Raw genomic sequence first — 18,261 nt, forward strand, 5'->3', positions numbered from 1 at the left:
TCTCTGAAGGAACCCGCCATGAGCATTGCCACCCAAACTTACGGTCTGCCGCTCGGTCGCCAAATCGCCCATGGCGGCTCGTTCGCCTCGATCGGCGCCCGCATCTGGCTGCGCCTGCTGGCCTCGATCCAGGCCCGCCTGGAAGCTGCCGCCGCCGTCCGCGCCGAGCGCGAACTGCTGGCCCTGGCCGCCCAGTACGAGAGCAGCATGCCCTCGTTCGCTGCCGAGCTGCGCGCCGCGCACGCCCGCAAGGCCTGAGTTTTTGCCTCGCCATGAAGAAAGCGCCCCACGGGGCGCTTTCTGCTTTGCAGACTCGAGAAAACTCAGGCCGCGCTCAGCCGCTCTTCGATCTTGGCCTTGGTCGCCGGCAGCGCGGCAGGCAGGCCCTGGGCGAGTTGCTTGAACAGCTCTTCATGCAGCCCCAGCTCGGCCAGCCAGGCGGCCTTGTCGATGCTGGTGACCTGGTCGAACTGCTCGCGGCTGAAGTTCAGGCCTTGCCAGTTGATGTCCTCGTAGTTCGGCGTGACACCGAACACATGCTCCTCGCCATGGCCCTGGCCTTCGACGCGGTCCAGCATCCACTTCAGTACGCGCATGTTCTCGCCGTAGCCGGGCCAGACGAACTTGCCGTCCGGGCCCTTGCGGAACCAGTTGACGCAGAAGATCTTGGGCAGCGTGGCACCGGTGGCTTCAAGCTTGGCACCCAGGTCCAGCCAGTGCTGGAAGTAGTCGGCCATGTTGTAGCCCATGAACGGCAGCATGGCGAAGGGGTCGCGGCGCACCACGCCCTGCTGGCCGGCGGCCGCAGCGGTGGTTTCGGAGCCCATGGTCGCGGCCATGTAGACGCCTTCGACCCAGTCACGCGCCTCGGTCACCAGGGGCACCGTGGTGGAGCGGCGGCCACCGAAGATGAAGGCATCGAGGGCCACACCGGCCGGGTTGTCCCATTCGGCATCGAGCGCCGGGTTGTTGGTGGCGGCCACGGTGAAGCGGGCGTTCGGGTGCGAGGCCTTGGCACCGGTTTCCTTGGCAATCGCCGGGGTCCAGTCCTTGCCTTGCCAGTCGGTCAAATGGGCTGGCGGGGTGTCGGTCATGCCTTCCCACCAGACGTCGCCGTCATCGGTCAGCGCGACGTTGGTGAAGATCACGTCCTTGCCGAGGCTGGCCATGCAGTTGGCATTGGTCAGCGAGTTCGTGCCCGGGGCCACGCCGAAGTAGCCGGCTTCCGGGTTGATGGCGCGCAGGCGGCCATCGGCGCCCGGCTTGATCCAGGCGATGTCGTCGCCAATCGTCGTGACCTTCCAGCCGGCGAAGGCCTGGGGCGCGATCAGCATGGCGAAATTGGTCTTGCCGCAGGCGCTGGGGAAGGCGGCGGCCACGTGGTACTTCTTGCCGGCCGGCGAGGTGACGGCCAGGATCAGCATGTGCTCGGCCAGCCAGCCTTCGTCACGCCCCATCGTGGAAGCGATGCGCAGGGCCATGCACTTCTTGCCGAGCAGCGCATTGCCGCCGTAGCCCGAACCGTAGGACCAGATCTCGCGGGTCTCGGGGTAGTGGACGATGTACTTGGTGGCGTTACAGGGCCAGGCCACGTCCTTCTGGCCGGCCTGCAGGGGCGCGCCGACGGTGTGGACGCAGGGCACGAAGTTGCCGTCTTCGCCGAGCAGCTCGATCACGGCGCGGCCCATGCGGGTCATGATGCGCATGTTCACGGCCACATAGGGGCTGTCGGAGAGCTCGACGCCGATCTGCGCGATCGGCGAGCCCAGCGGACCCATGCTGAAGGGCACGACGTAGAGCGTGCGGCCGCGCATGGAGCCGCGGAACAAGGCCGTGTCACCGGTCTGCAGCAGCTGGCGCATCTCGGCCGGGGCCATCCAGTTGTTGGTCGGGCCGGCGTCTTCCTTCTTCTCGGAGCAGGCCAGGAAGCTGCCGGGGCGGAGTTGCGGGTTGAGCTTCTTGAAGGTGCCGGCTTCGACGAGCTTGGCGCACAGCCGCTCGTACTCAGCCTGGCTGCCGTCACACCAGTAGACGTCGCGCGCCTCGGTCAGCGCGGCGATTTCGGCCACCCAGGCCAGCAGGCGCTGGTGCTTGAGGTATGCCGGTGCGTTCAGGCGCAAGCCTTCCATCACGGGTTGGTTCATGGTCGTACCCATCCAATTTCAAGATTAAAAAGCAGGATTGGGTCAACCTCGGCAGGCGCTCCGCCCGGGGGGCGAAGGCTGGGCCGGGGCTGGCCCAATGCCGCTCGTCTCATCGCCCAAGGGTTACAAGGTCGGGACAGGCAACAGCTGTGAAGAACCGGGTCGCCTCGGTGGCGCGACCCCCATGTCAGGCCTGGTGCGGCCGGGACGACTCGATTGTCGGCGCAATGTAACCATGCCGTAACCTCCCTCACCCCCGGGGTCATGCAATTCCGGAATAAGTTCATGCGTGCCACCGCCTGGGCTGTGCGAAGCTCGAACCCGGCTCGGGATCGGGACACAATCGTTCGGAAATCACGAAGCCCCGCTCTTCAACCATGACACGCGTCAAGCCATCGAAGCTGCGTCGGCGCCTGCTGGTGCTGACCGGGCTGGTCCTGCTGCTGATGGCCGGCATGGGCGTGCTCACGCTCTCGCAGCTGCGCAGCGTGTCCATGAGCGTCGACTCGCTCTACAAGGACCGGCTGCTGCCGCTGGAACAGCTGCGCCGGGTGGCGCTGACCTTCAATACCGAGGTGCCCGCCATCGTTGGCCAGCTGCGCGATGGCCGGCTGTCGCTGCCGCTGGCCCGTCAGCAACTGGACAAGAGCGAACAAGCCGCCCGCCGCAGCTGGAACGACTATCTGCAGACCTACCTGGTCGACGCCGAGAAGCGCCTGATCCAGCGTGCCGAGCCCGAGCTGCAGCGCAGCCATGCGGCCATTGCCCGGCTGCGCCTGCTCTTGCAGCAGGGCCGCACCGACAGCCTGACGCCCGCCTTCAGCTCCGAGCTGCGGGCCGATGCCGAGGCGCTGCTGGCCACGCTCGGCGAGCTCAGCGACGTGCAGCTGCAGATCGGTCGGCGCGAGGCTGAGGACAGCGAGGCCTCTTTCCGCCACGCGGTCCTGTGGGTCACGCTGATGGTGGCGCTCACCACCGGCCTCGGCCTGCTGCTGACCTGGTCGGTGCTGCAAAGCCATCAGGAGGAGCAAGGCGCGGCCGAGGCCAGCCAGGCGCGGCTCCAGCGCTTCTACATGGCGCTGTCGCAGACCAACCAACTGATCGTGCGCAATCCGGAGTCGGCCCAGCAGCTGTTCGAGGCGCTGTGCCGCATCTGCGTGGAGACCGGGCATGCCAAGCTGGCCAAGGTGGTGCTGAAGATCGACGGCGACCAGTTCGAGCGGGCCGCCTGCTTTGGCCCCATCGAGCGCCTGATGCCGGGCGCGCCCAAGCGCTGGAACGCGGTCGCACCGCATGCGCAGGCCGCCTTGAGCAGCATCGCCATCAACACTGGCCTGCATGCGGTCAGCAATCGTGCCATTGCCGATGGGCGACTCACCGACGGCAACAGCGTGATCCCGCCCGGCGTCGAAGCCATGGCCGCCTTTCCCTTGCGCCGCCAGGGCGAGGTGGTGGGCGCACTGAGCCTGCTGGCCGGCGAACTCGATTTCTTCGACGAGGCCATGCTGGCCCTGCTGGACGAGATGGCCGGTGACGTGTCCTTCGCCCTCGACAACCTGGACCGCGAGCAGACGCTGCGCGACAGCCTGCAGAAGTCGCAGCAGGAGCGCGCGCTGTTCCAGCTGCTGTTCAACGCCTCTGCGGTGTCGGCCGCCCTGGTGCGCCTGGCCGACGGCACGCTGCTGGAGATCAACGAGCAGCTGTGCCGCCACTACGGCTATTCGCGGGCCGAGCTGCTGGGCCGGCGGCCTGGCGACCTGGGCGTGGGCATGGTCGAGGCCGACCGCAACCGCCTCTACGGCGCGATCCGGACCGAGGGCCGGGTGCGCAACATGCAGATCCAGCTGCGCGGTCGCGACGGCAGCCAGCGCCGCCTACTGATCAGCGGCGACCTGATCGACTACCAGGGCGAGCCCTGCGCCCTGGCTACCGCCATCGACATCACCGAACTGCAACAGCAACAACAGAACCAGCAATGACCGCAAGCCGCCAGCTGATCAGCCTCAACACCGCCCGAGCCGAGCCGCTCGCCACGCCGCAGGGCGAGGTGCTGAGTGGCATCCGCAAGCGCGGCCGCGAAGGTGCTGTGGCGGTTGGCATGCTGGGCCTGGAGGGCGACGAGCAGGCCGATCCCACGGTACACGGCGGGCCGGCCAAGGCCCTCTACGCCTACGCCAGCGAGCACTACAGCTTCTGGCAGACGGTGCGCGCCCAGGCCGGCGCGGCCGACTGGGGTCAGATCTTGCCTTGGGGCAGCCTGGGCGAGAACCTGACGCTCTCCAGCCTGCGGGAGAGCGAGGTCTGGATCGGCGATCGCCTCGTCTTCCCCGACTGCGAGCTGATCGTCAGCGAGCCGCGCTATCCCTGCTTCAAGTTCAATGCGGTGATGGGCTTCAACCAGGCCGCCAAGCTGATGACGCAAAGCGCCTGGTGCGGCTTCTACCTGGCCGTGGCACAGCCCGGGACGATGGCGGCCGGCCAGGCCTTCGAACTGATCGCCGGCCCTCGCGAGGTGGGCATAGTCGAGCTGTTCAAGGCACGGACCGGGCGCTCAACTCAGGCCGCTGCCAGGTTCGGATAGTCGGTGTAGCCAGCCGCGTCGCCGCCGTAGAGCGTGGCGCGGTCCAGCGGCTGCAGCGGCGCGTTCAGGCGCAGGCGGCGCACCAGGTCGGGGTTGGAGATGAAGTCACGGCCGAAGGCGATCGCATCGGCCTGCCCTTCAGCCACGGCCTGCAAGGCCATCTCGCGCGTGTAGCCGTTGTTGGCGATCCAGGCACCGCCAAAGCGCCGGCGCATCGCCTGGTAGTCGAACGGGGCCACGTCGCGTGCGCCGCCGGTCATGCCCTCGATGATGTGGATGAAGGCCAGCTTCAAGGGCGCCAGCTGCTCGGCCACATGGTTGAACAGGGCTTGCGCATCGCTGTCCTGGCCGGCATCGTTGACCGGCGTCACCGGCGACAGGCGCAGCCCGGTGCGGCCCGGGCCAATGGCGGCGGCAATGGCCGTCATCAGTTCCACCAGCAGGCGGGCGCGGTTCTCGATGGAACCGCCGTACTGGTCGGTCCGGTCGTTGACGCTGTCGCGCAGGAACTGGTCGATCAGGTAGCCGTTGGCGCCGTGGACCTCGACCGCGTCGAAGCCCGCCTCCATCGCGCAGCGCGCCGCATGGACAAAGGCCTGAATCACGCCGGGGATCTCTTCCGTGGCCAGCGCGCGCGGCGCCGACACCGGCACGAAGCCCTCGGCCGTGAAGGTCTTGCCTTGGGCCGGCTTGCTGGTGGACGACACCGGCGCCGCGCGCCCCGGCTGGAAGCTCTCATGCGAGATGCGGCCCACATGCCAGAGCTGCACGGCGATCTTGCCGCCTTCGGCATGGACCGCATCGGTCACCTGCTTCCAGGCGGCGATCTGCTCCGGCGTGTGGATGCCGGGCGTGTCCAGGTAGCCCTGACCTTCGGGTACGACTTGCGTGCCTTCGCTGATGATCAGGCCGGCGCTGGCGCGCTGGCGGTAGTACTCGACGGCGAGCTGCCCCGGCAGCAGGCCGCGCGAGCGGCTGCGGGTCAAGGGCGCCATCACAATGCGGTTGGCGAGTTGCAGATCACCGATCTGGACGGGGTCGAAAAGACTGGGCATGGTGCGATGAAGGGCTTCAGCAAAGGAATGCAGGCAGCGTACCGGCGGCAGGCCGAGGCTGCAGCCTCGTCGGCGACAGCCGCAAATCCAGTAATGCCTCCGCCGCAGCCGCAGCACGCAGGCGGCAATGCTGCTATGGACCGTCGTCACCTGCTCGCCGGTCTGGGCGCCCTGGCCCTGCCTGCGCTCGCCGCCAAGCCCGACCTGCGCGTCGGGCCCAACGAGAAGGTGCGCACCTTGGCCGAGGCCGCGCGCCTGGCCCGCGAGGGCTGGCTGATCGAAGTGGCTGCGGGCGAGTACCGCTCCGACGTCGCCAGCTGGCGCCGCGACGGCCTGCGGCTGCGGGCCGTCGGTGGCCGGGTCCGCCTGATCGCCGAAGGGGCGCAGGCCGAGGGCAAGGGCCTCTTCGTCGTCAACGGCCGGGGCGTGGAGATCGAGGGCTTCGATTTCAGCGGCGCCACCGTGTCGGACCGCAACGGCGCCGGCATCCGCTTCGAGAGCGGGACGCTGACCCTGCGCGACTGCAGCTTCAGCGATTGCGAGATGGGGCTGATCACCAGCAACGAGGGCAGCGCGCGCCTCATCGTCGAAGACTGCGAGTTCAGCCGGCCGCGCGGGGCCGAAGGCTTCACCCATTTGCTTTACACGGGCCGCATCGCCCACCTGGAAGTCCGGGGCTGCCATTTCCACGACGGCGCCCATGGCCATCTGCTGAAGAGCCGGGCGGCGCTCAGCCGCGTCGAATACAACCGCTTCGTGAGCAGCCGCGCGAGCTATGAGCTCGAGTTCCCGAACGGCGGCCGGGTGCGCGTGATCGGCAACCTGATCGAGCAAGGCCGCGAGAGCGAGAACCCGCTGATGCTCTCCTACGGCACGGAAGGCTATGGCTGGCCACGCAACGAACTGGACCTCGCGCACAACAGCTGGATAGACCGGCTGGGCGGCACACCGGTGCGCGTCGCCGCTGGTGGGCAGACCCAGGTGCGGGCCTACAACAACCTCCTGCTCGGCCGCCGCCCCTGGCGCGACGAGACCGACTGGCAGGCCGCCGGCAACCAGCAGATCCCGCTTGAGGGCCCGCAAACCCTCCTGCCACCCGCGCCTCTGCCACCGGAGCTGATGCCTACGCACCAGGTTGGCGACCCACGCGGCCTGCGCCGCCTCGCTGGCCCGGCCCGCCGCGTCGGCGCCCTGCAAAACCCCTGAGCGGCGACAATGCGCCCCTATGCTCGCCTACCGACACGCCTTCCATGCCGGCAACCATGCCGATGTCCTCAAGCACCTGGTCCTCACCCAGGTGCTGCGCTACATGGGGGAGAAGGACAAGGCCTACACCCTCGTTGACACCCATGCCGGCGCCGGCGGCTACTCCATCGAGGGCCGTTATGCGCAGAAGAAGGGCGAGTACGGCGGCGGCATTGCGCGCCTCTACGACGCCAAGGATCTGCCCGAACCCTTGAAGCCCTATGTGGAGCTGGTCAAGGAGTTCAACCCCGACGGCCAGCTGCGCCAGTACCCCGGCTCGCCGGCCCTGGCCAACTTGCTGATGCGCGAGCAGGACCGGCTGCGCGTGTTCGAGCTGCACCCGACCGACTTCCGCATCCTCGAGAGCTACCTCTCGACCCGGCCCAACACCCAGGTCTCCGACAAGGATGGCTTCAGCTCGCTGAAGGGCGAACTGCCGCCGCCCTCGCGGCGTGCCGTCGTGCTGATGGACCCGTCCTACGAGCTCAAGACCGACTACGGCAAGGTGCTCGCCGCCCTGCGCGAAGGCCTGCAGAAGTTCCCCGACACGGTCTTCCTGATCTGGTATCCGCAGCTCGCGCTGCTGGAATCGACCCAGCTGGCCCAGCGCCTCAAGGCCAGCGCCGACACGCTGTCCAAGAAGGGCTGGCTGCATGTGCGCCTGACCGTCACGCAGGCCGACGATAAAGGCTTTGGCATGCTGGGCAGCGGCATGTTCGTGGTGAACCCACCCTACACCCTGCACGACCAGCTCAAGGACTGCCTGCCCTGGCTGGTCGACAAGCTGGGCCAGTACGACGGCGCCAACTTCCTGCTGGAACAGCAGACGGTCTGAGGCTGGGCTCGGCCAGCCTACTCAGTAAGCCGCCGTGAACCGACGCTGGATGTGCTTGGGCGCTTCGAGCTCGTCGACGATGGCCACGGCCAGGTCGGCCACGCTGAGGTTCGACTCACCAGCAGCATCGACCACGAGCTCCTCGCCGCCGAGGCGGTAGCTGCCACGGCGCTCGCCGGGCACCAGGTGGGCGGCGGGCGAGACGAAGCTCCAGTCCAGGTCCTTCTCGGCGCGGATGCGGTTCAGCGCCTCGCGGGCGGCCAGGGCGCCCGGCTTCCATTGCGCCGGGAACTCCGGCGTGTCGACCAGCTGGACGCCAGGTGCGATGAACAGGCTGCCGGCACCGCCGACCACGATCAGGCGCTTCACGCCCGCCTGCTTGGTGCCGGCGGTGATGCTGGCCGTGCCGCGCAGGAACTCGTCGTGCAGATCGGGGTTGGTCCAGCCCGGGTTGTAGGCGCTGACCACGGCATCCACGCCACGCACGGCGGCGGCCACGGCGTCAGCATTCAGCACATCCGCTTCAGCGACAGCCAGGCCCGGTTGAGCGGCGATCTTGGCGGGGTTGCGGGACAGGGCTGTGACCTGGTGGCCGCGGGCCAGCAGTTCGCTGAGCAGGGCGCTGCCGACGAAGCCGGTGGAACCGATGAGGGCGATCTTCATGAGGGGGTCCTTGCTGCCCGGAATCGGGCGGTGGTTGCGATGCCTTGAATTGTCAGAACTTCACAATCACCGCGTAAGTCCTCAAAATAACCGCTCACTCTTTAGAAAAACTTCATGCTGGACCAGTTGAAGCGCATGGCCGTGCTGGCCACCGTCGTCGAGCAGGGCAGCTTCGTGGCGGCCGCCCGGCAGCTCCAGACCACCACCTCGGCCGTCAGCCAGCAGGTGCGCCTGCTGGAGCGCGACATGGGCGTGACGCTCTTGCACCGATCCACGCGCAAGCTCTCGCTGACCCCGGCCGGCGAGCGTTTCCATGAGGGTTGCGCCGCCATGCTGGCCGCTGCCCGCAGTGCCCAGCAGCACTTGCTGCAATTGCGCGATGCACCGGAAGGCGAGCTGCGCATCGCTGCGCCGGTGGGCTTTGCCCGGCACATCGGCCCGGCATTGGCGCCGCTGCTCGCCGCCCATCCGGCCCTCAGCCTGCACCTGGAGGTGGAAGACGGCTTCACCGACCTGATTGCCAAGCGCATCGACCTGGCCGTGCGCTTCGGCCGCCTGCCCGACAGCCCCTGGGTGGCCCAGCGCATCGGCGCGCAGCCGATCGCCCTCTACGCGGCGCCGGCCTATCTCGCGCGGCGCGGCGTGCCGGCAGCCTTGAGCGAGCTGAGCCAGCACGACTGGCTGATGCTGCGTCCCGGCACCGACGGCGTGCAGATGCTGGACCTGCAGCAGGAGGCGGCGCGCCAGCAATTGCGCGTCAGCCCGCGTGCCAGCAGCAACAACCAGCTGAGCCTGCAGCAGCTCTGCGAAGCCGGCCTCGGCCTCGCCATGCTGGGGGTGGACGATGTGCGCGAAGCCCAGCAGGCCGGCCGCCTGCTGCCGCTGATGCCCGGCCTGCAACTGTCCGCCCTGCCCATCTATGCGCTGGCGCCGCAGCGCGACGCGCAGCCAGCCAAGGTGCGCCACGCGATCCAGGCCCTCAAGACCCACCTCGCTTCGATACTGCCGTCATGAACGAATCGCCACTGAAGAACGGCCCGCTCACGGGCCTCAAAGTGCTGGAGCTGGGCCAGCTGATCGCCGGCCCCTTCGCCGGCAAGACCCTCGCGGACTTCGGCGCCGAGGTGCTCAAGGTGGAGCCGCCGGAAGGCGACCCGCTGCGCCAGTGGCGGATGCTGCACGAGGGCACCAGCGTCTGGTGGCAGGTGCAGAGCCGCAACAAGCAGAGCATCCAGCTCGACCTGCGTACCGAGCAAGACCGCGAGATCGCGCGCCGCCTGGCGGCCGAGGCCGATGTCTTGATCGAGAACTTCCGCCCCGGCCTGATGGAGGACTGGGGCCTGGGCTACGAGGCGCTCGCGGCCCTCAACCCGCGCCTCATCATGCTGCGCATCAGCGGCTACGGCCAGACCGGGCCCTATCGCGACCGCCCCGGCTTCGCCGTCGTGGCCGAGGCCATGGGCGGGCTGCGCCACCTGATGGGCGAGCCGGGCCGCGTGCCGGTGCGCGCCGGCGTGAGCCTAGGCGACACGCTGGCTGCGCTGCACGGCGTGATCGGCGTGCTGCTGGCCCTGCAAGCACGCGCCACCACGGGCCGGGGCCAGGTGGTGGACGTGGCCTTGTACGAAGCGGTCTTCAACTGCATGGAATCGCTCTTGCCCGAGTACAGCGCCTTTGGCGCCGTGCGCGAACCGGCCGGCTCGGCCCTGCCCGGCATTGCGCCGAGCAATGCCTACCGCTGCGCCGACGGCCAGGTCGTCATCGGCGGCAATGGCGATTCGATCTTCAAGCGCCTGATGGCTTCGATAGGCCGGGATGATCTCGGGCAGGATCCAGACCTCGCCGGCAATGCCGGCCGCGCCGCCAGGGTCGACGAGCTCGATGCCGCCATCACCGCCTGGACCGTGCAGCGCAAGGTGGCCGAGGTCGTCGAGATCCTGCAGGCGGCGCGCGTACCGGTAGGACGCATCTACACGGCCCGCGACATCGCGGAGGACCCGCATTACCGCGCGCGGCAGATGATAGAAACCATCACCACAGCGGCCGGCCTAACGCTCGAAGTTCCCGGCATTACACCCAAGCTCAGCGACACGCCGGGCGCGATCCGCTCATTGGCTCCGCTCTTGGGCCAACACAACGCCCAGTTCAAGCCCCAGGGCTAGAGCGGCAGCAGGCCGTAGGCCGCACGGGCCTGCCTGCATTTGGCATCGCCCGCCAGCACTTCACGGCAGGGGCTGGGCCGATGCGCATAGACCGTGCAGCCGACGGCGTCGCCGACCTCGCCCTGCAAGGCCGCACAGCGCGGTGCCCTGCTGTTGGACCCACGCATGCAGGCCATGATGGGCGTGAGCCGCTCCACCAACTCATCGGGCAGACCCTCTCCCTCGGCCCAGTAGAACGAGACGCGGAAGTTCGCGCAGCAGGCGCCGCAGTTCAGGCAAGGATTGGATGAAGCAGGCGACGAAGACGGGAAGGAACTCACGGTGCGCGATTCTTGCATCGCCGGCCGCGATGCTAGGCTCGCGCCGATGAACCTCCAGCCCGCCGCCCTCGCCCGCTGCCTGCCGTTTGCCGTCTTCATGGCCCTGCTGGGCCTGCGCGGCGCCCTGCCCGAGAGCTTGCAGGGCCTGGATCCGCGCTGGATCTACGGCCTCGGCGTCATCGCGGTCGGCGGCCTGCTCCTGCACTACCGCCGAGAGTACGGCGAGCTGAGCCGGCAGAACCTGCCGGACGCGCGCGAGCTGCTCTGGAGCGTGGCCGTGGGCCTCGCGGTCTTTGGCCTGTGGATCGTGCTGGACGCGCCCTGGATGCAGCTCGGCACGCCCACCGCCAGCTTCGTGCCCGTCGATGCGAATGGTGGCCTGATCTGGCCGCTGGTGGCGCTGCGCCTCATCGGCGCGGCCCTGCTGGTGCCGGTGATGGAAGAGCTGTTCTGGCGCAGCTTCCTGATGCGCTGGATCGCGCAGCCACAGTTCCAGACGGTGGCGCCGGCGCAGGTGGGCCTCAAGGCCCTGGTGCTCTCGACCTTCATCTTCATGCTCGCCCACACGCTGTGGCTGGCCGCCATCGTGGCGGGCCTCGCCTATGCCCTGCTCTACATGCGCACCGGCAAGCTCTGGACCGCCGTGATCGCCCACGCCGTCACCAATGGCGCGCTGGGCCTGTGGGTGATCAGGACCGGGAACTGGCAGTTCTGGTGAAGAGCAAGCACAGCGCCGCCAGCAGCAGGTGGGCGCCGACCGACAGGGCCACGCTGGTCGTGGGCTGCAGTGTCTGCAGGTCCAGGCCCGTGCTGAGCAGGCTGTTGGCCAGGTTCCAGCCCCAGTGCAGCCCGAGTGCCGCCCACAAAGAGCCGGTACGCATCAACGCCACGGCGTAGGCCAGACCAAAGCTGGCCAATCGCAGCCATTCGAGCGGGCCGTTGGCGAGCAGCCACACATGGTTGAGCACATAGACCGCCGTGCTCAACAGGACGGAACCCATGCCGCTGCGCAAGGGGCCGTGGCGCCACCACAGGCCGCGCGTCAGCAGGTCCTCGGCCAGTGACGGGATGAAGGTCGCCAGCAGCATGAAAGCCAGCAAGCCCGAAGGGCTGGCGCCCGACGGCACGGCAGGTGCGCTGGCCGCATAGGCACCGAGCCAGACGCCCAGCGTCACCGCTGCCAGCTTGGCCAGCAGGGCCGCAACAAGCCCTCCCAGCAACCAGCGCCCTGCGCCGGGTCGAATCTCCAAGGCATAGCTCCTCAGAGGCGCACGCCAGAACCAGGCCCCCAGCAGCAAGGCCAGCGGCAGCACGGCCGTCATCAGGAGGCCCTGCCAGAAAACACTGTGCAACCAGCGCGTGCCAACCAGCTCGGCAGCGTGGTAGCAAGCCAGCAGGCCTAGCAAGACGACGACGAAACGCCGGTCGAGTCGCCTCCAGGACGGGCTCGTCATGGCAGGCTCGGCTCAGCCCGCCAGGCCCACGTAGACCTCCTGCACGTCATCGTGCGCATCGATGGCGGCCAGGAAGGCCTCGACCTCTTCCAGCTCGGCGGCGCCAAGCGTCACCGGGTTCTTGGGGCGATAGCCGAGCTTGGCTGAATCGACCGTGAAACCCTGGGCGGGCAGGGCGCGGCAGACCAGGTCGAGGTCGGCCGTTTCGGTGATGAAGAGCGCGCCGCCTTCGTCGGTCGCCTCGAAATCCTGGGCACCGGCCTCGATGGCCGCCAGCTCGGCATCGGCACCCGGACTGGCCGGCGAGCCCTCGATCAGGCCCACATGGTCGAAATCCCAGGACACCGAGCCGCTGGCGCCCAGCTGGCCCTTGCGGAACAGCACGCGCATCTCGGAGACGGTGCGGTTCACGTTGTCGGTCAGGCATTCCACGATCACCGGCACGCGGTGCGGCGTGAAGCCCTCGTAGGTCACGCGCTCGAAGCTCACCGCCTCCCCGAGGAGGCCAGCGCCCTTCTTGATGGCACGCTCCAGGGTGTCGCGCGGCATCGAGGCCTTCTTGGCCTGCTCGACCACCATGCGCAGCCGAGCATTCATGTCCGGGTCAGCGCCATTGCGCGCCGCCTGCATGATTTCCTTGGACAACTTGGTGAACACGCGGCCCTTGGCGTTGGCGGCGATGTCCTTGTGTTTGGCTTTCCACTGTGCGCCCATGAGGGGTACTCCATTGCTTCTTGATGGCGGCGGGTTATACACCCTCCGCCATCCCGCCCCCTCTTGCGCTGGCGCCGTCAGCGCCGCGGCAACACCAGCAGGCGCAGCCCCCCCGTTGGCGGCAAGGCAGTTTCCAGCTCGGCAAGGCGGGCCGCGACCCGTGCGTCGCAGGGTGAGGCGCACTGGATGTCCAGCGACCATCCGCCCGCATCGGCGGCCGCCTGCAGGTCCACCTGCGCGCCCCAGCCGCGCAACTGCACGGCCAGCTGTTGTGCATCGGCCTGCGGTGCCGTGCTGCGCCACTGTGCTTCACCCCCGTCTGCGCCTCGCCACTGCGGGTCTTGCGCTGGCTGCCAATGGAGGGCCAGGCCCACCGCCAGCGCGAGGCTGGCGGCCGCAGCACCCCAGCGCCACCGCGCATCGTTGGCAGCGCGGGCGGGTCGGGCGTGGGCGCGCCGCTCGACCTCCGCCCACCCCTCGGCTGGTGCGGCGAACTCGGGCAGGCGATCCAGGCCGGCGCGCAGGCGCCGCCCTTCGGCGAAAGCTGCAGTCTCGTGGCCGCCCGCAGGCGCACCCGCGACACCACGCAGCCAGTCCTGGCCCTGCTGATCGGAGGATTCAACAGCCATTGCAGTCCTCCAGAAACGGTTGCAACTTCACACGACACTCAGACAGGTAGACCGTGGTGGCCCGCTCGCTGCGGCCCAGCAACTCGGCGAGCTCCGCGTGCGCCCAGCCCGCAACATAGGCCAGGAATACCGCCTGGGCCCGCTCGGGATGGGCTGCAGCGAAACGCGCAAAGCCTCGTCGGACGCAGTCCCCGACAAGGCTCAGATGCGGACTCTCTGCAAAGATCAGGTCCTCCACCGCATTGACGTCCGCCACGCGATCCAGCGGTCGATGGCGTCGCTTCTCGGCCAGCAGCACTCGATGCCCGATGGCCCACAGCCAGGTGGACAGTTGCGCGCCCCCCCGAAAGCCGTCGAGCCCGCGCAACGCCTGGACAAAGCTCTCCTGCGCCAGCTCGTGGCACAAGGCTTCATGGCAGCCACAGGACGAAAAATAGCGCGCCAGTCGCGGGTACCACTTCGGATACAGCGCCGCAAGATCGGCGGCCGTGGGCACCTCGCGCGCCAGCCCGCCGTCCATCGGACTCCCAGGGTTTAGCGCAGCAGCAGCATCAGCGTCGGTCGGTATCATCGCGCGGCATTTCAGAGGGCAGTCAAGGCCCCATCGAGGAATGAGGAGGCTTGGATTGACGAGGCGGGCAGTTCAACAGCGGATCTTGGCCTGGCGGCATGTGCACACCGCGCTACTGCTCACGGCGGTTGCCACTGTAGCCGCTGCGGCAGGAACGGCACCCTATGTAAGTACCGATCTGCAGGCCCTGAACGAGGCCGCCAACCGCATGCGGGCGAGGCCAGGCGACGCCGGTGCCTGCCTACAGGCGCTGACGCCGGTTGAAGGTCTGGCGGCTCGGCGCGCAGACGACGAACAGGCCGCTTGGTTGCTGCTCGCATTGCATGGTTGCCGCGCGTTGCAGCTGAAAGTGCAGCCCGATGCCGCTGCACAGTTGCGCCGGGTGGGCGATGGTCTCCTCACGGCTGAGAGTGCTGCCCCCCTGCCCGCCGAGCTTCGCATGCGGCTGATGGCCAGCCTCTGGCTGCATCTGCGCGACGTCACCACGCCCGACGAGGCCGCGGCATGGCTGGGCCAGCGGGTGCTGGCGCCGTCGATTGCGCGAATCCAGGCCGGCGATCGCCATGCCGAGCTGGCGCTGGCCCATCTGATCGAGTCGTTCTACGGCCATCAGCCATTGCTTCCTGACATGGAGGCCCTGAACGGACAACTGCTCCGTCAGCTGGACCTCTCGGCGGCCCCCGTGCTGGCCATGGCACGTGTGCTGTCGGTAGCCTACCGCCGGGCCGACCGGCCCGAACGAGCCCTCGCGCTGATCGAACCCGCCTACCATCGGGCAGCCAAGGCCTGGCCGGGCACCGACCTGCTGGCCTGGATCGAAAGCGAAAGGGCTTTGGTGCTCGATCACACGGGGCGCGTGCAGGAAGCCGCGGAGTCGCAGCAGCGCGTTGCCGACTACTGGGCCATCCGCCAGCCGCGCCACTGGATCCGCGGCGCCCGCGCCGAATACAACCTGGCCAGCCAGCAGCTCTCGCTGGGCCGGTATGAGGCCGTGATGCGGCACGCCGAACGGGCCGAGGCCTGGGCCCTCGACGCCGGCTTGCTGGCGGACCAGGTCCGCTCGGAGAACATCACGGCTCGCATTTCCAAAGCCGTTGCGATGCTCCGCCTGGGTCGTCCGCAGGCCTTGCCGGCCCTGCGCGAAGTCCTGATGGAACTGGACGCCAGCGATTTCTTCCTGCAGTCCCAGGCACTGGAAGAGTTTTTCGTGGTTGCCGAGCAGCAGGACGACCAGGAAATGATCAACTGGGGCCGCCAGGCATTGCAACGCTTCCTGGACCGCTGGACCGCGCCCCTGCAATCAGACCGGGCGCTGGCGCACCTGCTGATGGCTCGGCGCGAGCCGGCACGGGCTGCATCCGCGCGAATGCAAGCCGTGGCGCTGGGCAGCATGGGGCGTGATCATGCGGTCGAGGCCCTGGCCCTGGTGGAAGCCGCGGCTGGCCACGCCGACGCGGCGCCGCACGTGGCGATCGCGATGTACAAGCGCATGTGCCTTGCGCTGCACCGGGCCCGCGCAGACATGTCCTCCAGCGAGCTGATGCGCGCCAGCATGAGCCGTTATGAACCGCACCTGCGCCGGCTGATCGCCTTGCTGCTCGACCAGGGACGACTCACGGAGGCCGACCAGACCCTGGCTTTCCTGCAGGAGGAGGCCTTGTACGAACCAGGTCGCAGACAGACGGTCATGCGGGGACCGCCCTCACTCAACCCGGCCGAACACCGCTGGGACCAGGCCGTCGATCGGGCCGGAGCAGCGCTCCTGAAACAGGCCCTGGCGCTCGAACCGGAGATCGACCGCCTGGCCGCTCAGCAGGCTGCGGGCAGCGTCCGCTCGGCGGCAGCGGACGAGGCGCTCACCCAGGCAGCGCAGCGCATCGCTGCAGCCACCGACCAGCTGCGAGCCGAAGGCCGCGGTCGGGCGCCACCGGTCGCCGAGCCGCAAGATCGGCTGAGGGCGGGCCAGGCACAGGTCAGCTACATCGTCAGCGAGCAGCGGACCGATGTGCTGCTGCGTTCAGCATCGGGCGCGACACGTCGCATTCAGCTGCCCCTGCCTCGGGCCCAACTGGCGCGGCAGATCCAGGAGTTCCGCCGATCCCTGGAACGGCCGGACAGCGCGCTTGAGGACCTGCTCCGCCAGGCCCAAGTCCTGCATCGCCAGCTGCTGGCGCCGCTGCTGAGGCATCTGCCAGCCGACGTACGGGACCTGAAGTTGCGCAGCGACGGCGTGCTGCGCTACCTCCCGTTCGCGGCGCTGCACGACGGCCGCAGCTTCCTCGCGGAGCGCCTGTCGGTGAGCCAGCGCAGCCCGGGCATCGTCAGGCCCGGCGAGCTCAACCACGGAGCGCCGCTCGGTCTCGGCCATGCCGCCGCCCTCGGCCGCAGCGGGGCACTGCCGGCCGTCTCCCGCGAGATCGACTCATTGAGGCGCTGGCCGGGCGCCACGCTGCGACTGGACGCCGCCTTCGACGCGGAGGCCTTGCGCGCAGGCCTGGCTGCGCGACCGGCCCTCGTGCACGTGGCCAGCCATTTCAATCTTGACCCGGCCGGCGATGCGGCCACCTACCTGCAACTGGGCAATGGCCAAGTCCTGAGCCTCAGCGAGCTGGCCCGCCTGCCGTGGCGTGGTGTCAGGCTGGCCCTGCTGTCCGCCTGCGAGACCGGCCTGCCCGACCACGACGGGCGCGGCGCCAGCAGCCTGGCCGGCGCCCTGAGGCTGGCCGGCGTTCAGCAGGTCATGGCCACCCATTGGCGGATTGCCGACACAGCCGCCGCCGACTGGGTCACCGCCTTCTACGCCGGGCTGGCCGATACCGACCTCCGGCAGGCGCGCCCCAGCGCCGCATGGCTCGCTGCAGCGCAGCGCCGCTGGCTGGATGCGCACCGAGGCAGCGCTCTCGAACATCCTCACTACTGGGCGGCCTACACATGGTTCGACTGATGCGCCTGAAAATTCGCCTGGCGGTTCGCCTGGTCATCGCGCTGGCTTGCCTGGACGCCAGCGCGGCCGACCATGCCCTGCTGGTGGGCGTGAGCCGATACCCCGCCCTGCCCAGGGCCCTGTGGCTGGAGGGCCCGGCCAATGATGTGCGCCTGATGCGGGAGGCACTGCTCGCCCGCGGCTTTGACCCGCGCCTGGTGAGCAGCCTGAGCGACGCACCGACCCGCGCGGACATCCTGGGCGCGATGGCGGGCGTGCTGGACCAGGTGCGCCCGGGTGATCGCGTGGTCTTCCATTACGCGGGCCACGGCAGCCAGCAGCCACAGCCCAGCCATCCACGTTACCCCGAGCCGGACGGTCTGGACGAGGTGCTGCTGCCCTCGGACGCGGGCCGATGGCAAGGCGCCGGGCAGATCGAGGCCATCCCCAATGCCATCATCGACGACGAGATCGGCGACTGGATCGATGCGCTCGTCGACAAGGGCGCCACGGTCTGGGCCTTCTTCGACACCTGCCATGCCGCGGGCATGGCGCGTGGTGCAAGCAAGCCGCTCAGCCGCGCCGTGGCGCCGGCCGACCTGGGCCTGCCCCGGGAAGCCCAGCCGCGCGCCACACGCAGCCTGGGCAGTCCCCGCCTCGACGGCCGCGTGCTCGTCTTCGCCGGCCGCAGCCACGAGCGCGTGGCCGAGGAATGGCTGCCTCGCGGAGCCGGCTTCGCAGCCACGCAGCGCCATGGCGTGTTCAGCTGGCACGTGGCGGCGCTGTTGCGTGAGCGGGGTCTCGGCGACGCTGGCTCGCTGATGGAAGCGCTCCAGCGGCGCTATGCCAGCGAAGGGCGAACGAAGCCAGTACCCCTGTTTGCCGGCGGAGCGATTACGGGTAAGCACTGAGGGAACGGGGCTGATATCGAGACGGTGACTGGCACCAAAGCAAGGTGCCACTCG

General features: G+C 68.9%; 18 protein-coding genes. 10 read left to right on the forward strand and 8 right to left on the reverse strand.

The window, feature by feature from the left end:
• Positions 1–18 precede the first annotated feature (18 nt).
• Entirely contained in the window at positions 19–258 is a 240-nt protein-coding gene (locus J7U46_RS21155) for a hypothetical protein (RefSeq protein ID WP_282829205.1), read from the forward strand.
• 65 nt (positions 259–323) lie between these two features.
• Here the strand turns inward: J7U46_RS21155 and J7U46_RS21160 are convergent, their stop codons facing one another.
• Positions 324–2,144, reverse strand: coding sequence for a phosphoenolpyruvate carboxykinase (GTP) (locus J7U46_RS21160; RefSeq protein ID WP_282829206.1), 1,821 nt, complete (start codon positions 2,142–2,144; stop codon positions 324–326).
• Between the two features lie 377 nt (positions 2,145–2,521).
• Here J7U46_RS21160 and J7U46_RS21165 point away from each other — a divergent pair, with 377 nt between their 5' ends.
• Both J7U46_RS21165 and J7U46_RS21170 read left to right on the forward strand, forming a co-directional pair.
• Positions 2,522–4,123 (forward strand): MCP four helix bundle domain-containing protein, encoded by a 1,602-nt coding sequence (locus tag J7U46_RS21165; protein WP_282829207.1) that lies wholly within the window; start codon positions 2,522–2,524, stop codon positions 4,121–4,123.
• Positions 4,120–4,725, forward strand: coding sequence for an MOSC domain-containing protein (locus J7U46_RS21170; protein WP_282829208.1), 606 nt, complete (start codon positions 4,120–4,122; stop codon positions 4,723–4,725). Before J7U46_RS21165 ends, J7U46_RS21170 begins: the two co-directional genes overlap by 4 nt.
• Here J7U46_RS21170 and J7U46_RS21175 read toward each other — a convergent pair.
• Positions 4,701–5,780, reverse strand: a complete 1,080-nt coding sequence (locus tag J7U46_RS21175) for an alkene reductase (protein WP_282829209.1) — start codon at positions 5,778–5,780, stop codon at positions 4,701–4,703. The two genes, J7U46_RS21170 and J7U46_RS21175, sit on opposite strands and share 25 nt — an antisense overlap.
• A 135-nt stretch (positions 5,781–5,915) precedes the next feature.
• Here J7U46_RS21175 and J7U46_RS21180 point away from each other — a divergent pair, with 135 nt between their 5' ends.
• Both J7U46_RS21180 and rlmJ read left to right on the forward strand, forming a co-directional pair.
• Positions 5,916–6,986, forward strand: coding sequence for a right-handed parallel beta-helix repeat-containing protein (locus J7U46_RS21180; protein ID WP_282829211.1), 1,071 nt, complete (start codon positions 5,916–5,918; stop codon positions 6,984–6,986).
• Positions 6,987–7,005: 19 nt separating this feature from the next.
• On the forward strand, positions 7,006–7,860 hold the full coding sequence (rlmJ, locus tag J7U46_RS21185) for a 23S rRNA (adenine(2030)-N(6))-methyltransferase RlmJ (RefSeq protein ID WP_282829212.1): 855 nt from the start codon (positions 7,006–7,008) through the stop codon (positions 7,858–7,860).
• Positions 7,861–7,881: 21 nt separating this feature from the next.
• Here the strand turns inward: rlmJ and J7U46_RS21190 are convergent, their stop codons facing one another.
• On the reverse strand, positions 7,882–8,523 hold the full coding sequence (locus tag J7U46_RS21190; protein WP_282829214.1) for an NAD(P)-dependent oxidoreductase: 642 nt from the start codon (positions 8,521–8,523) through the stop codon (positions 7,882–7,884).
• Between the two features lie 114 nt (positions 8,524–8,637).
• Here J7U46_RS21190 and J7U46_RS21195 point away from each other — a divergent pair, with 114 nt between their 5' ends.
• Complete coding sequence (locus J7U46_RS21195; RefSeq protein ID WP_349239501.1) at positions 8,638–9,537, forward strand: LysR family transcriptional regulator; 900 nt, start codon at positions 8,638–8,640, stop codon at positions 9,535–9,537.
• The gene (locus J7U46_RS21200) at positions 9,534–10,685 is read left to right on the forward strand and encodes a CoA transferase (RefSeq protein WP_282829215.1); all 1,152 of its coding nucleotides are present in this window, start codon (positions 9,534–9,536) and stop codon (positions 10,683–10,685) included. Before J7U46_RS21195 ends, J7U46_RS21200 begins: the two co-directional genes overlap by 4 nt.
• Here J7U46_RS21200 and J7U46_RS21205 read toward each other — a convergent pair.
• On the reverse strand, positions 10,682–11,005 hold the full coding sequence (locus J7U46_RS21205; RefSeq protein WP_282829216.1) for a YkgJ family cysteine cluster protein: 324 nt from the start codon (positions 11,003–11,005) through the stop codon (positions 10,682–10,684). The two genes, J7U46_RS21200 and J7U46_RS21205, sit on opposite strands and share 4 nt — an antisense overlap.
• A gap of 46 nt (positions 11,006–11,051) precedes the next feature.
• Between J7U46_RS21205 and J7U46_RS21210 the strand changes: the two genes are divergently transcribed.
• Entirely contained in the window at positions 11,052–11,723 is a 672-nt protein-coding gene (locus J7U46_RS21210) for a CAAX prenyl protease-related protein (protein WP_282829217.1), read from the forward strand.
• Here the strand turns inward: J7U46_RS21210 and J7U46_RS21215 are convergent.
• The 4 genes from J7U46_RS21215 to J7U46_RS21230 all read right to left on the reverse strand — a co-directional run bounded on the left by J7U46_RS21215 (position 11,695) and on the right by J7U46_RS21230 (position 14,322).
• Positions 11,695–12,459: a CPBP family intramembrane glutamic endopeptidase gene (locus J7U46_RS21215; RefSeq protein ID WP_282829218.1), complete on the reverse strand. Its 765-nt coding sequence runs from the start codon at positions 12,457–12,459 to the stop codon at positions 11,695–11,697. The two genes, J7U46_RS21210 and J7U46_RS21215, sit on opposite strands and share 29 nt — an antisense overlap.
• Before the next feature lie 12 nt (positions 12,460–12,471).
• Entirely contained in the window at positions 12,472–13,173 is a 702-nt protein-coding gene (locus J7U46_RS21220) for a YebC/PmpR family DNA-binding transcriptional regulator (protein ID WP_282829219.1), read from the reverse strand.
• A gap of 77 nt (positions 13,174–13,250) precedes the next feature.
• A complete protein-coding gene (locus J7U46_RS21225) occupies positions 13,251–13,802 on the reverse strand; it encodes a hypothetical protein (protein WP_282829220.1) in 552 nt (183 codons plus the stop codon).
• Positions 13,792–14,322: an RNA polymerase sigma factor gene (locus tag J7U46_RS21230; RefSeq protein WP_282829221.1), complete on the reverse strand. Its 531-nt coding sequence runs from the start codon at positions 14,320–14,322 to the stop codon at positions 13,792–13,794. The genes J7U46_RS21225 and J7U46_RS21230 overlap by 11 nt, the downstream gene beginning before the upstream one ends.
• Between J7U46_RS21230 and J7U46_RS21235 the strand changes: the two genes are divergently transcribed.
• Positions 14,291–17,317, forward strand: coding sequence for a CHAT domain-containing protein (locus J7U46_RS21235; protein WP_282829222.1), 3,027 nt, complete (start codon positions 14,291–14,293; stop codon positions 17,315–17,317). The genes J7U46_RS21230 and J7U46_RS21235 overlap by 32 nt on opposite strands.
• Positions 17,317–18,207: a caspase family protein gene (locus J7U46_RS21240; RefSeq protein ID WP_282829223.1), complete on the forward strand. Its 891-nt coding sequence runs from the start codon at positions 17,317–17,319 to the stop codon at positions 18,205–18,207. Before J7U46_RS21235 ends, J7U46_RS21240 begins: the two co-directional genes overlap by 1 nt.
• Positions 18,208–18,261 lie beyond the last annotated feature (54 nt).

This window comes from Pelomonas sp. V22, assembly GCF_030014915.1.
Lineage (GTDB): Bacteria > Pseudomonadota > Gammaproteobacteria > Burkholderiales > Burkholderiaceae_C > JAUASW01.